Raw genomic sequence first — 14,076 nt, 5'->3', positions numbered from 1 at the left:
GATGCGTGGAATCCAGCCATACAGCGTCCTTTCGCCGCGTTCGCGTAGCCGCCGAGTCATACTGACGGACAAACGAACGGACACACGACACACGAGTGAGCCGCCGGTCGCGCCGTCGAACGGCGTGCGCCTCGTGCGTCGGTGTCATGTGAGTTCGTCCATCAGTATCAGCCGTCGTCGTCCGGGTCACATACGAGACGCGTCGGGACGGACCCGATGCTCTCGGGGTCAGTATCGGCGTTCGAAGGAAAAAACCGGTACCGCGAGGGGGCCATCAACGCCGCCTCCGCCGGTTACCGGAACAGCTCGAGCAGTCGGTCGATCGGTCGGGTCGCCTTCTGTAGGTCGGTTCGTCGGGGGCTGTCCTTCAGTCGCAGCAGGTCGGCTTCTTCGGGTTGCTTCTGTGCCATCGAATACAGCTACGGGCTGGATCCCTATTAATATGTCGAATAATATATGTTTCTCCCTGGCGAACGGTTGCTGGACGGGTTACACGACCGCTGAAGTCGGAATTTTGGGATAATACGGCCGCTCGGCCACTCATCTACGGAGTCTGAAACGACACGGTCAACGAGCGGAGACCGGCGGCCGTTTCGCAGACGCGAACGCCCCCCCGAACCGGGGATCGAACAACGCTTATCAGCGGAGCTATCGAAGAACGGGTATGGACGACGACCGCGTCCGGGCGACCGAGACCTCGATCCGGATGCTCGAGGGGCTCATCGACCTCGGTGGGGAAGCAGGTATCACGGAACTCGCGACGCACCTCTCGGTCGCCAAGAGCACCGTTTATAAACACCTCAACACGCTCGAATCCAGCGGTCTCGTCGTCAAACACGGCGACAGCTACCGGATCGGGCTCCGGGCCCTGGAGTTCGGCGGGTACGCACAACGCTACGACGGCGTCTACGACACCGCCCGCCCGCAACTCCGGAAGATGGCGGACGAGACGGGCGAACTCGCGAATCTCATGTTCGAGGAGGACGGCTGGGGCGTCTACGTCCACACCTCCCGCGGAGAGGACGCCGTCGACATCGACACCCAGACTGGCCGCCGCGCCCACCTCCACGCGACGGGACTCGGCAAGGCGATCCTCGCGACGCTCCCGGAGGAGCGCGTCGAGGAGATCGTCGATTCTCGGGGGCTCCCGGGCGTGACAGAGCACACGATCACCGACCGGACGGAGCTGCTCGCGGAACTCGAGAAGATCCGCGCCGCGGGGATCGCCTACGACCGCGAGGAGTGCGTCGAGGGAATGGCCTGTATCGCCCGCCCGCTGTCGACGCCGAGCGAGCGCCCGGCCGCGATCAGCATCACCGGCCCCGTGAGCCGGGTTTCGAGCGGCGGGACGGAGGCCACGATCCGAACCGTCCTAGAGGAGGCCGGCAACGTCATCGAACTCGAACTGACCGGCTGAGGTAGTCGGCGCGTCGGCGTGGCGTCCGACCTCGCCCTCGTTCGGAATGGGGAAACGGGACGGCCGAACCGGCCGCGTCGACACGACGGACGTGTCGCTGTCGCGAACGGCCGGCCTGTTTTAGGATAACCAAAAATATATTTGCATATTAGAAAGGCTTTTTGCTATACGACCTAACACAGAGATACACGTGGAGAACATCGTCTTCGTCTTCGTCGCCGGCCTGATCACGGCGCTCGCTACCGGTCTCGGCGCTATCCCGTTCTTTTTTGTCGAGGATTTCAGCGACCGGTGGAACGTCGCGCTGTGGGGCATCGCCTCGGGGATCATGGTCTCGGCGTCGCTCTTCGGACTGATAAACGAGGGGCTGGCCTACGCCACGGCGGGGCTCCCGACGCTTCTGATCGGCGGCCTGCTCGTCGGTGTCGCCTTGGTCGAGGCCGCCGATCGGGTGCTCGACTCGGTCGACATCGGCGGGGTCGACGATCCGACCCGCGAGGGCGAAGAGGCCCCTCTCGGGGCCGCCGCGTTCGCCCAGGCCGACCTGAAGAAACTCGTCCTCATCCTCGGCATCCTCACGGTCCACAGCTTCCCCGAAGGCGTCGCTGTCGGGGTCTCCTTCGCCGAACTCGGTCTGGAGGGTGGCCTCCCGATCCTCGGGGTTTCGGTCCCGCTGCTTGCGGTGTTCATGACCGTCGCCATCTCGATCCACAACGTTCCGGAGGGGACGGCCATCGCCATCCCGATGCGGGCGATGGGGCTCTCGAAGTGGCGGATGGTCGGGGCCGCCGTCTTTTCGAGTCTCCCGCAGCCGATCGGCGCCGCCATCGCGTTCGTGTTCGTCACCTGGGCCCGGGAGTTCCTGCCCTTCGGGTTCGGCTTCGCCGCGGGCGCGATGGTGTATCTGGTCGTGACGGAGTTCATCCCGGAGGCGCTCGACACCGGTGCGGACCTGCCCGGCGGGGGTCGCCGCGAACTGCTCGCCGGCCTCCTCGCGGGCGTCGCGGCGATGGTTCCGCTTTTGTACGTGTGATCGCCGCGTCCCCGTCGTCGCTTATATACTACTGTATTCTTTCGAACGGGACTCTTCGGCGTGGACATCGAACGATAACTGTGAGCCAGAACGCCGACGGACGCCCCGCCGACTCGGATCGAAGCCCGGTTGCGCCCCCGGACGCGGACGCGACCCCGGACTCGGAACCGGAGTCCCTACTGGAGTTACTCGCGGACGACGACGCACGGGAACTGTTCGAGCGGGCCGGCAGGCCCCGGACGATCCCCGAACTGGCGGCCGAGTGCGACGTCGCGCGCTCGACCGCCTACCGGAAGGTGAACCGACTCGTCGAAGCGGACCTGCTGGTCCCGACCGACCGCCCCGTCGGCGACACCGGCCACGCGACCGAGTACCGGCGGTCCGTCGAGCGAATCGAGATCGAGGTCGGTGATCGGACGGACGTCGAGTTCTCCACTTGAGAGCCGCCCGAACCGTACGAGCGCTCGGTTTCGTTCCGGCACTGTCCCGGGGACTGGGAACGCCCCCGGCAGAGTTATGTGGCCGGCGTTTACGCTCACGCGAGCGAACCATGCCCGATCCCCGACCCACCGACCGAGAGACCGACGGCCACCTCCGCGTGACGCTTTCTGTGACGCCGTCGTCCGCAGCCGACTGCGTCGTCCTCGGTTCCGGCTCAAGCGGTACGGTCTCGATGCACACAACGCCCGAGTCGGGTGATTGCGACGGCGGCTGTCGTGCCCAGTGTCGGGCCGAGGCGACCGCCGACTCGGACGCCGAACCGAAGCTCCTGACCGGCGAGGTCGCGGACCGTTGTATCTGTCCGGCGTTTCGCGAGTACGACTGCGTCGCGTCCATAGATGGGTTCGAGGGCGACACGCTTTCGGTGTCCGTCGTTGTCCCGGATCGCGAGGAACTGGTGGCCGTCGTCGCTGCGCTCAGGGCGCGTGACGCGACCGTCCGGGTCGATCGGCTCTCGACGTCGCCGGGCGGCGACTCGGACGGCCGCTCTCTCGAACTCGCCGCGGACACGGTCACCGGCAAACAGCGCGAGGCGGTTCGAACCGCCGTCTCGGCCGGCTACTACGAGACCCCGCGGGACGCCGACCTCGCGGACCTCGCGGCCGAACTCGGCGTTTCGCGGTCGGCAATCTCTCAGCGGCTCGCGGCCGTCGAATCGAAACTCGTCGCCGAACTCGCGAGGGCCGACGGCCCAGTCGCCGCCGACTGAGGTCGTGGCTGGCGTCGGTGCGCCGTCCGGTCCCGGGCGGGTGGCTCACACCCGCCGGGTCAACTGGTCTCGGATCGCCCGCTGTCGCTCGAGGCACCTCTTCTCGAAGTCGACGACCGCCGTCAGTACGGGATGGTCGACCGATAGATCCCGGTACAGGTACTCGAGCAGCGTTCGGTGTCGGATCCCCGTCGCCGCTCCGTGGCTCGTCGTCGAGCCGACGAGTTTCTGGCGTTCCCGGGCGAGGCGCTCGTTGCGCTCTCGGAAGCGAGCCAACCGCTCGTGACGCTCGCGGAGCTCCCCGAACCCGCATCGGTAGAGCCGCCGGCTCCCGAGCGCCTCCACCGCCTCGAGCGCCGCGTCGAGTTCGTCGACGGTCGTCCGGATGGAGCCGTGCTCGCGCTCGAGCGCCGCCGACATCGCCCGGAGTTCGGAGCGACGGTCCCCGACCGCAGAGAGGACGACCTCCCGAATCGCCGGGGTGAACGCCCCGCCGCCACCGGGAGAGACGGCGAGTGCGACCTCCTCGCCGAGCTCCTCGCCGATCGTCGCGACGACCGACTCGGCCTCCGTGACGTCCTCGACGCTGTAGGGGCGAACCGTCTCCGCGAACCCCTCCCGAACCCGCCGACATCGGTCGTCGCCCGATCGCTCTGCGATGAGCCTGCTGGACACCGTTCCGCCGCCGGCCACCCGCGCCGTGGCGGCCGTTCCGGTCTCGACCGGGTCGATCCCGCGAACCCTCCGCTCGAACCGATCGAACGCCGCGAGCTTTCCCTCGACGTGGTCCGATTCGGCCACGACGCGCTCGCGTGCGTCCCCGAGGTGGCCGATCGGTCGCCGCTTCATCAGCGACCACCGCCGTTTCCGTCGGGTTCGCGGCCCATCAGCGATCTCTTTCCGTTGGCGGCGACCGATCGATTCGTCGGTCGCGGCGTGTTCGGAGCCATTTAGGCACGCCTAAAAAACCCTCGCGTAAATAATTTAGGCATACCTAAAATACAACATATCGGTACATACTACTATATACAGCTCATATAACGGTGTAAATAGTCGACGCCGGTTCCTCCGATATCCGCCACACGGCACGGAGTTCATTCATGTCTCTCGAACTACTACTCGATACGGACCTTGACGCGGCCCACCGACGCCTCGACAGCGACGACTGGGACGACATCTACGTCGTCGGCGACGTTCACGGCTGTCGGGCGACGCTCGAACGGCTCCTCGACTCGTTGGCTCCGGACCGGAACGACCTCGTCGTCTTCGTCGGTGACCTGGTTCGGAAGGGCCCCGACAGCGAGGGCGTCATCGACGTCCTCAGATCGCGCTCGAACCTCCTTTCGGTCCGGGGCAACAACGAGCAGAAACTCGTCGACGGGCGAAAATCGATCGACTCGCTGAGCGACGACGACCTCGCGTACCTCGACTCGCTGCCGGCGGTTATCTCGTGGGACGACGTCGCAGTCGTCCACGGCGGGATCGACCACCGGAAGCCGGTCGCCGAGCACACGCTCACCGACGTCCTGAACACCCGCTCGCTCGCCCCCGAGGGCGGGTACGAACGACCCTACTGGTTCGAGACCCGCCGGGAGTCCCCCCGGATCTTCTTCGGCCACACCGTCCTCGCGGAGCCGTTCGCGAGCGACCACGCCGTCGGCCTCGATACGGGCTGTGTCTACGGCGGCCGGTTGACCGCCTACGACTACCGCGACTCGGCGTTCCGAAGCGTCGAACCGCCCGAAACCTACCGTTCTCGCTCGACCGACAGCATCGTCGAGCCGCGGCTCGCGACGCCCGACGGACAGCCATGAGCGACGACCAGGACATCCCACCCCTCGACGTCGATATCGAGCCGTACGAACCCGAAGACGTCGATCTGACCGACCCGGATCTGTATCTGAACCGCGAACTGAGCGAACTCGCATTCCAACGGCGAGTGCTTCGGGAAGTCCTCGACGACCGGACCCCCCTGCTCGAACGGATCCGGTTTCTCTCCATCGTCACCCGGAATTTAGACGAGTTCGTCATGAAGCGGGTCGGGGGTCTCAAACAGCAGATCGAGGCCGGGGTCACGGAGACGACCGTCGACGGCCGAACCCCACTCGAGCAGTGGGAGGAGATCCACGAACAACTCGAGCCGATGCTGCGCAAGCAGGCCGACTGTTATGAGACGGAACTCCGCCCGGCGCTGGCCCGGGCGGGCATCGAGATCGTCGCCTACGACGACCTCGGCGCCGGGGCGCGTTCGGGGCTGCGCGAGCACTTCGAGCGGTCGATCAAGCCGACGCTGACGCCGTTGTCGTTCGATCCGGCCCACCCGTTCCCGTTCATTTCGAACCGATCGCTGTCGCTTGCGGTACTCACCCGCCCGCACGGAGGCGACGATCCGACGTTCACCCGGATCAAGATCCCGCCGAACCGTCCCCGTCTGATCGAGGTCGGAGAGAGTTCGCGGTACGTCTTGGTCGAGGAACTAATCGAGCACAACCTCGATCTCCTCCTGCCGAACGTGGACATACTCGACACGGCGCTGTTCCGCCTGACGCGCAACGCCGAGGTGCGCCGCAACGAGGAGGTGGCCGAGGATCTCATCGAGATGATCGAGGACGTGCTCGAACAGCGCCGCTTCGCCAGCGCGGTTCGGATGGAGATCGAATCGGACGCCAACCCGCACATCCGGGAGACGCTCCGCGAGGAACTGGATCTCGACGAGCGCGAAATATACGACCTCGAGGGACCGATCGACTACCGCGATTTCGCCTCGCTGGCGGAACTGGACCGCCCCGAGCTGAAACCCGATCCCTGGTCGCCGCAGTCGCACCCGCGGCTCCGCGAGGACGCTCGCCCGGCGTTCGAAGCCGACGAGGGCGACGGGGAGTCCCGGAGCGTCTTCGAGCACATCGACGAGGACGACATCCTCCTACATCACCCGTATCACGATTTCGGCGAGACGGTCCAGCGGTTTCTCACCGAGGCGGCCAACGATCCCGACGTGCTGGCGGTGAAGGCGGCGATCTATCGGACGGCGAGCGACTCCCAGGTCATCCAATCGCTCATCGAGGCCGCCGAGAACGGCAAGCAGGTCGCGGTGATGGTCGAACTGAAGGCCCGTTTCGACGAGCAGAACAACCTCGAGTGGGTCCGCCGTCTGGAGGAAAACGGCATCCACGTCGCCTACGGCACCATCGGGCTGAAGACCCACACGAAGACCGCCCTCGTCGTCCGGGAGGACGACGACAACGACGTCACCCTCTATTCACACGTCGGCACCGGCAACTACCACTCCGAGACGGCAAAGGGCTACGTCGACCTCGGGCTGTTGACCGCCGACCGCGACATCGGGCAGGACCTCGTTACGCTTTTCAACTCCTTCACTGGGCCGGGGCTGGACGAACAGTTCCGAAAGCTGCTCGTCGCCCCCGTGACGATGCGCGAGGAGTTCACCCGCTATATCCGCCGCGAGGCGCGACACGCCCGGGCCGGCCGCCCGGCCCGCATCGTGGCGAAGGTCAACGGCCTCGAGGATCCCGGCATCGTCGCGGAACTGTACCGGGCGTCGATGGCCGGCGTCGACATCGACCTCATCGTCCGGGACATCTGCCGGCTGCGCCCCGGAGTAGAGGGAATCAGCGAGACCGTCTCGATCCACTCGGTCGTGGGTCGGTTCCTCGAACACTCCCGGATCTTCTACTTCGAGAACGGTGCCCGTGCGGCCGACGCGGACGACGGGGCGGCCTCCGACCCGGAGGGGGCCGACGTCGACTGGGGACACCCGGAGTACTACCTCGGGAGCGCCGACTGGATGGCCCGGAACCTCGACAGCCGCGTCGAGGCGGTCACCCCGGTCGAGGACCCCGACATCCGCCGGCAGTTGAAGTTCAACCTCGAGTTGATCCTCGCGGACAACCGGCGGCGCTGGACGATGAACCCCGACGGGAGCTACGACCAGCAGCGTCCCGAAGACGGCGAACGCGTCGTCGACACACAAGCGGTCCTGATGGAACGGACCCGAACGGCCGTGACGAACGAAGCGCACGACACCGCCCCCGGCGCGGCCTCGGTCCCCGAGAGCGATATCCTCGTCGCGACGGCCGACGGGGACGCGGAACGGCCGACCGGGAGCGACCACGGACGGCCGTCCGGCGTCCCGAAGGAAGCCGCCCCGCCGGGACCGACGGACCCGAGCGGGGAGCCGCCGGACGGAGCCACCCTCCCCGAGGGACCGCTGGCGCGTCACCGGGATCGGTGGTACCGCCCCGACAGCGGGACGTACCGGTTTGCGGTTCGGACGCCGGACGGCGACCGCCGGTATTTGAAGACACGCTCGGGCGCCGAGGCGGCGCTTCGCCGGCTCTACGACGTGGACGATGCCGACAGCGCAGGTGGCACTGGCGACGCGGATGGAGCGGACGACAACGCGAACGAGGCGGACGGCGACGCGACCGAGACCGCCGACGCGGACGATATGGGTGACACGGGCGACGCGGACACCGGGAACTGACGGTCGCCCCGTCCGGAGCTCCCTCGGCCTACTCCCTGATTTATACTCACCCCTCGGTCTGGGCTCCCCCTTCGTCGGGGGACGCCTCCGGCGGCAAATAAAAGTAGACGTCGTTTCCCTCCTCGGAGCGTTCGAATCTGACCTCGCCGCCGAGGGATTCCACGCACCACTTCATGACGAACAGGCCGATCCCGGTGCCGTGGGACGTACTCGTCGTTATGTCCGGATCGAACAGCGCGTCGAGTTCGCCCTCGGGTATCGGCGGGTTCGCGTCGCTGATCCTGACTTCGACACGCCCGGTGTTGGGGGAGGGGCCGACGGCGACCTCGACGGTCGGCTCCGGCGACTCGGTGTGAACGACGGCGTTCTCGATGGCGTGCGAGAGCGCGTTGACGAACGCGTCGTCGACGTCGACCCACATACTGTCGCGTTCGGTGACGACGATCTCCGCGTCGGGGTGTTCGGCGGCGATCTCCTTTGCGACTGTTCGCACGGCGACGGTCGCGTGCTTTCGGACGCGTTGTGTCTCGCCCCCGGCGACTGCTTGTTGAATCTCCTCGACGGAATCGGCCATCTGCCCGAGTTTCTCCGCGCGCACTCGGATCGTCTCGGCGGCCGTCCGCAGGCGTTCCGCGTCGGCGCACTCCGCGACCGGGGTCGCGTTCCCCGCGATGACGGTCGCCTCGTTCCGCAGGTTGTGTCTGAGGACCCGCCAGAACAGCTCCGCCCGGTGGTACGTGTCGTAGTACTCCGTTATGTCCTGCAGCTCGGCGTACACGCACTCGCGTCCGTCCACCTGCCGGCGCGCGAAGCGGATCCGCACCCAGACGAGCTCCCCGTCCGATCGCTTCGCCCGCCAGACGAGTTCCCGAAGGCGCCCCCCGGTGCTCGCCCGGAGTCGGGCCAGTAGCTCCTCGCCCGAGCGTGGGTAGGTGTTCGCGGTGTACGCCTCGATCGGGAGCCCGCGCAGTTCCGAGACGGTGTAACCGAGTATCGTCTCTACCCAGCTGTTCGCGTCCGAGACGGTACCTGCCTCCGGGTCGAACAGCGCGACGCCGACGTGGAGGTCGTCGTACGCCGGCGGCAACGTGGCTCGTTTCTCGCTTCCCATGCGATGGTCGTCCGTCGATACGGCGACACCAGTGGCTTGCTAATACCGATATATATCGCTCCGGTCGACTCATACTGATAGACAAACGAACGTACACACGACACACGAGGATCACGCCGTTCGACGGAACGACCGGCGGATCACTCGTGATCCGGTTTCGTTTGATTTCGTCCACCAGTATCAGTAGTCGTTCGCCGTGGCCCGTGTCGCCGTGGTTTTGAACGACGCGACGACCTCCAGTTCCGGTTCGATACCGAGCCGGCGACGGCTTTCCTGCGTCACGAGCGCCAGGAGGGGTGCCTCGGCGCCCACGTCGATCCCGACGCGAACGATCGACTCGCCCGACGTTACGTCGGTGACCGTTCCGTGGAGGCGGTTCCGAGCGCTCGTCGCCCCGCCGTCGGGCGCCTCAGCGGGACGATACAGCGTGATCGCATCGGCCTGGACGCTCAGTTGTACCCCCGTGCCGACGCCGAGTTTCGCCGACCCGTCGCCGGTCGCGTCCCCTTCGCTCCCGCCGTCGTCGGTCGCGAGTACCCGGTCGACAAGCAGCGCTCGAAGGATCCCCGCGTCGGTCCCGACCGATCCGAACTCGCCCTCGCGGTCGCGTATCTCCCCGGAGAGGACCGATTCGGGGACCGCCGCCGTCTCGGAGAGCGTCGCCCGCAGGCGGCCGAACCGGGCGAGAAGCGCCTCGGCGTCCGCGGTGAGTCGACTCCCTCCGCCGTCAGCGCCGCCGCGCTGGCGCTCGACCAGCGATCCATAGCCCTCCTCCAACGCCGCGACCCGGTTTAACGCTCGCGCTCGCGAGCGCCCGAGCGCCTCGGCCGCACCCCGAACCGACCCGTGTGCCCCGATCGAGCGAAGCAACTCGGCGTCGTCCGCCCCGAACGTCACCTCGCCGGCCCGCAAATGTGCTTCGACACCGACGTCCATGCGATGTCTCGACCGACCGGGAATAAAAACCGTTGTGTTCGTTCCGGCGGTCGTCGGGTCGGTTTCCCGGCACCCGGGGACGCGACGGCGTCGGTTCGACTCCCCGGATCAATACACCAACTCGCCGGCGATGAACTTCCGCGTCCGGTCGTCGGCCGGGTCCTCGAACACCCTCCCCGTGGGACCGACTTCGGTGAAGCCGTCACCGAGAAGCACTCCCACTCGGTCAGCGACCCGCTCGGCTTGGTGCATGTCGTGGGTCGCGACCGCGACGCCGATGCCGCGCTCGCGGGCCTCGCCGATCGCCGCCTCGATCAACCCCGTGTTCCGGGGGTCGAGATCCGACGTCGGCTCGTCGAGCATGAGGTATTCCGGTTCGTACGCCAGCGCCCGCGCGAACGAGACCCGCTGTGCTTCCCCCCCGGAGAGCGAGTCGGCGTCCTGTTCGAGTCTGTCCTCGAGCCCGACGACCTCGAGGGCCTCCGTGACTGCCTCGGACGTCCCGCTCGACCCGAGCACCGACCACAACTGGCTCCGGAGCCGATCGGGCCACGACTCCCGGACCCGTAGGCCGTACTCGACGTTTCGGGCGACCGAGGCGTCGAAGAGACTCGCCTCCTGAAACACCATGCCGATTTGGCGGCGGAGCGCCAGTCGCTCGCTCTCGCCGGCCGACCACACCGCCTGCCCGTCCAACTCGATGGTCCCCGAACTCGGCCGAACGAACAGCGCGAGGATCCGCAACAGCGTCGTCTTTCCGACGCCCGAGGGACCGATGATCGCGAGCACCTCCCCGGGACCGACGGACATCGAGAGATCCTCGAGTACGGCAGCGTCCCCGTAGGCGTGTGACACGTTCGAGAGGCGTATCATCGGCCCACTCCACCGGTATCGCCGAGCCGAACGACGACGGCGTTGACGAGCAGTACGATCCCGACCAGCACCGCCCCGAGCACCATCGCGGTCTCGTATCGTCCCTGGCGGGCCTCGAGTTGGACCGCGGTCGTCAGGGTACGCGTCTTCGAGATCCCGTCGGCACTCGTGATGTTCCCGCCGACGATGAGCACGGAGCCGACCTCGCTGATCGCGCGCCCGAACCCCGCGAGCACTGCGGTCGCGATCCCGTAGCGTGCTTCCTTGATGACGACCAACGCCACATCGAGGCGCGTCCCGCCGAGGACCCGGGCCGCGTCGCGAACGTTTCCCTCCACGCCGGAGACGGCCGCGAGGCTGATCGCCGTGATCGGTGGCGTCGCGAGCACGAACTGCGAGATGATCATCGCCTCCTTGGTGAAAATCAACTCGAGAGAGCCGAGAGGACCCTGATTCGAGACGGCGAACAGGACGAGCAGGCCGACGACCACGCTCGGAAACCCCATGCCGGTGTTTATTACCGATTTCAGGAGCTGTTTGCCGCGGAAGTCGACGAACCCCATCACGATGGCGACCGGAACGCTAAACAGCGTGCTCAACGAGACCGCAATGACGCTCACGTACAGCGAGACGTAGATGATACTCGAGACGTACCCCTCTCTGAACGGGACCTCGAGCAGTGCCGGCAGCAGTTCGACGGCTGGCTCGAGCGGCACGTCGTTTTACTCGTCGCTGCTCCAGCCGTCCGGAACGTACTGCTGGAAGTCGGGGTCTTCGGAGATAGCCTCGGGAAAGAACAACTGCTCCCCGTTGGCTTCGTACTCCGAGATCATCCCCTGGACGCCCGGACTGGTGATCCAGCCGATGTAGGCCATCGCGAGGTCGTAGTTGGCGTTGTCGTGGACGCCCGGGTTGACAGCCATGACGCCGTAGGGGTTCGCGAGGATCTCCGGGCCGTCCTCGATCGGACCCTGCACCAGGATGGTGAGGTCGATCTCCGAGCGCTGGGAGATGAAGGTGCCGCGGTCCGAGAGCGTGTAGGCGCCCTGCTGATTGGCGATGTTCAGCGCCTCGCCCATCCCCGAGCCGGTTTCCTGATACCAATCGCCGCCCGGATCGGTATCGGCGGCGTCCCAGAGATTGAGCTCTTTGGTGTGTGTCCCGGAGTTGTCCCCCCGCGAGACGAACGCCGCCTCCGCGTCCGCGATTGCGGTGAGCGCCTCGGTTGCCGACCCCATCCCCTCGATGCCCGCCGGATCGTCTGTCGGGCCGACGATGACAAAGTCGTTGAACATCAGGTCGCGGCGGTTGACACCGTAGCCGTTGCGCATGAACTCGTCCTCGAGGCCGCGGGCGTGGACCATCACGATATCCGAGTCCCCGTTGCGGGCCGTCTCGAGGGCCGCCCCGGTCCCCTGTGCGACCGCGTCGACCGAGACGCCGTACATTTCTTCGAAGTCGGGATGGATCGCGTCGAGCAGCCCCGTGTCGTAGGTACTCGTCGTCGTGGTGAGCGTCAGCGTCTCGCCGGCGACGCCGGGTCCGTCGTCGCTACCGCCGTTGCTTGACGAGTCCGATCCGTCCATCTCACCGGAGTCGTCTGAGTCGTCGGATTCGTCGCCGCCGCCGGACTGCTGTGAGCACCCGGCTACCCCCGCCAGCGCTCCCGTCCCGATTGCCGCAATGAACCGTCGTCGTTGTATCGTCATGGACACACCATTGATTCGACATCTTTTATACCTTTTGTTGCGCGAGTAACCGGTATCGATAACCACCCAGGCGGGTCGCGATCCGCATTACCGAACGCTCGTGCCCGTCATTTCGTTTCGAGTGTAGTCGTAGGCCGCGTATGTCGACGCGTCTCGGGAGCCTCGTATCCGGGATGTGCAGTTCTGTGTTAATTAAAACCGTCTAGCCCGGTCGCGCTCGATCGCGCTGTCGTATCGCCGATCGTGCTCCACATCGAATGACTAACACCACACCGACCACATCGATCCCATATGAGTCGACGACAGGACGGTGACCGAACGGAGCTCGACGGACTATCGCTGGAGGCAGCTGTCGACGACGTCGCGGACTCGGCCGACCGCGAAACGATCCGCGAGACGCTCGCTATCGTCTCCGACGAGGGGACCGTTCGCCGGGCGGCCGTCGACGACGCGCTCGCGAACGCGTCGAAGATAGTGACGACCGCCGAAACACGGGCCGAACTGGCGGCCGGGAAGCTCAACGACGTTCGAGAGACTGCCGCTCCCGTCTCCGATTTGGCCCCTGTCGAGGCGCGGCTGGATCGCTTCGAGACCCGGGTCGAATCCGTCCAGGAGCGAACGACCACCCTCGGCGAGCACCTCCAGGGGATCGTCGACGACAGAGACGAGAGCGGTCTCTACGAACTCGCCGTGGAGATCCGGCGGCTCACGGCCACAGCAAATGCGGTCCAACGCGACGCGGACGACATCCAGCTCGAACTGGACTCCGTGGAGGCGTGGCTCGAAACCCCCGACCGTCGCGTCGAAGCACTCACCGAAGACATCGACGCGGTCGGGGAGTCCCTCGGGGAGATCGAAGCCACCGTCGAGACGCTCTCGGCGGACGGCACCGATATCGGGACCGAACCGGCGGTCGCGTGGGCCGCGGCGTCGATCCAACACCGCGTCGCTGCGCTGTTGATCGCGGACCTGCGAGCGGAACTGACAGCGCTCCGGGAGTGGGCCGACCGCGAGGACACAGAGCAGCCGTCGGCCGTCGAACCGCAACTCGACGAGCTGACGACGCGTCGGGACCGCGTCGGCCAGCGGCTCGCCGATGTCGCCGACCCCGCCTGGCGGACCCGGTTCGGGGATCGGCTCGGCTCCTTCGAGGACGAACTCGAAGACGTAGAACTCCCCGTCGAGTGGGCCGACCTCGAGGAGACGATACAGCGATATCGACCCGACCCCGACGGAGATTGAGCGTTCGGCGACAGCCGGGAGCCGACGGTCGAACCCCCATG

The 14,076-nt window shown here is 66.6% G+C and carries 13 protein-coding genes; 7 read left to right on the top strand and 6 right to left on the bottom strand.

Going from position 1 to position 14,076, the window contains the following annotated elements:
• The first annotated feature begins 664 nt into the window (after positions 1–664).
• The 4 genes from NMLP_RS13020 (at position 665) to NMLP_RS13005 (ending at position 3,660) form a co-directional block, all read left to right on the top strand.
• On the top strand, positions 665–1,417 hold the full coding sequence (locus NMLP_RS13020; protein ID WP_015410592.1) for an IclR family transcriptional regulator: 753 nt from the start codon (positions 665–667) through the stop codon (positions 1,415–1,417).
• A 184-nt stretch (positions 1,418–1,601) separates the two neighbouring features.
• A complete protein-coding gene (locus tag NMLP_RS13015; RefSeq protein WP_049926584.1) occupies positions 1,602–2,450 on the top strand; it encodes a ZIP family metal transporter in 849 nt (282 codons plus the stop codon).
• Between the two features lie 80 nt (positions 2,451–2,530).
• A complete protein-coding gene (locus tag NMLP_RS13010; RefSeq protein ID WP_015410590.1) occupies positions 2,531–2,890 on the top strand; it encodes a winged helix-turn-helix domain-containing protein in 360 nt (119 codons plus the stop codon).
• Positions 2,891–3,000: 110 nt separating this feature from the next.
• Positions 3,001–3,660: a helix-turn-helix domain-containing protein gene (locus NMLP_RS13005; protein WP_015410589.1), complete on the top strand. Its 660-nt coding sequence runs from the start codon at positions 3,001–3,003 to the stop codon at positions 3,658–3,660.
• Positions 3,661–3,705: 45 nt separating this feature from the next.
• On the opposite strand, the gene NMLP_RS13000 is transcribed toward NMLP_RS13005, so the two are convergent.
• Positions 3,706–4,509: a DUF7260 family protein gene (locus NMLP_RS13000; protein ID WP_015410588.1), complete on the bottom strand. Its 804-nt coding sequence runs from the start codon at positions 4,507–4,509 to the stop codon at positions 3,706–3,708.
• A gap of 251 nt (positions 4,510–4,760) precedes the next feature.
• On the opposite strand from NMLP_RS13000, the gene NMLP_RS12995 reads away from it, so the two are divergent.
• Positions 4,761–5,474 carry a metallophosphoesterase family protein gene (locus NMLP_RS12995; protein WP_015410587.1) on the top strand — a complete coding sequence of 238 codons (714 nt, stop codon included), beginning with the start codon at positions 4,761–4,763 and terminating at the stop codon, positions 5,472–5,474.
• Positions 5,471–8,164 (top strand): polyphosphate kinase 1, encoded by a 2,694-nt coding sequence (ppk1, locus tag NMLP_RS12990; protein WP_015410586.1) that lies wholly within the window; start codon positions 5,471–5,473, stop codon positions 8,162–8,164. The genes NMLP_RS12995 and ppk1 overlap by 4 nt, the downstream gene beginning before the upstream one ends.
• A 46-nt stretch (positions 8,165–8,210) precedes the next feature.
• Here ppk1 and NMLP_RS12985 read toward each other — a convergent pair whose 3' ends face one another.
• From NMLP_RS12985 to NMLP_RS12965, 5 genes are all read right to left on the bottom strand, one after another.
• A complete protein-coding gene (locus tag NMLP_RS12985; protein WP_015410585.1) occupies positions 8,211–9,275 on the bottom strand; it encodes a sensor histidine kinase in 1,065 nt (354 codons plus the stop codon).
• A gap of 180 nt (positions 9,276–9,455) precedes the next feature.
• Entirely contained in the window at positions 9,456–10,211 is a 756-nt protein-coding gene (locus NMLP_RS12980; protein ID WP_015410584.1) for a TOBE domain-containing protein, read from the bottom strand.
• A 108-nt stretch (positions 10,212–10,319) separates the two neighbouring features.
• Positions 10,320–11,084, bottom strand: coding sequence for an amino acid ABC transporter ATP-binding protein (locus tag NMLP_RS12975; RefSeq protein ID WP_015410583.1), 765 nt, complete (start codon positions 11,082–11,084; stop codon positions 10,320–10,322).
• Complete coding sequence (locus tag NMLP_RS12970) at positions 11,081–11,800, bottom strand: ABC transporter permease (RefSeq protein ID WP_015410582.1); 720 nt, start codon at positions 11,798–11,800, stop codon at positions 11,081–11,083. Before NMLP_RS12970 ends, NMLP_RS12975 begins: the two co-directional genes overlap by 4 nt.
• 6 nt (positions 11,801–11,806) lie before the next feature.
• A complete protein-coding gene (locus NMLP_RS12965) occupies positions 11,807–12,793 on the bottom strand; it encodes a substrate-binding domain-containing protein (RefSeq protein ID WP_015410581.1) in 987 nt (328 codons plus the stop codon).
• A 291-nt stretch (positions 12,794–13,084) separates the two neighbouring features.
• Here NMLP_RS12965 and NMLP_RS12960 point away from each other — a divergent pair, with 291 nt between their 5' ends.
• Positions 13,085–14,035, top strand: coding sequence for a hypothetical protein (locus tag NMLP_RS12960; protein ID WP_015410580.1), 951 nt, complete (start codon positions 13,085–13,087; stop codon positions 14,033–14,035).
• Positions 14,036–14,076 lie beyond the last annotated feature (41 nt).

Origin of the sequence: Natronomonas moolapensis 8.8.11, assembly GCF_000591055.1 — an archaeon.
GTDB classification, from domain to species: domain Archaea; phylum Halobacteriota; class Halobacteria; order Halobacteriales; family Haloarculaceae; genus Natronomonas; species Natronomonas moolapensis.
The sequence above is the reverse complement of the archived record's forward strand: the minus strand, read 5'-3'. Positions and strand labels throughout refer to the sequence as shown.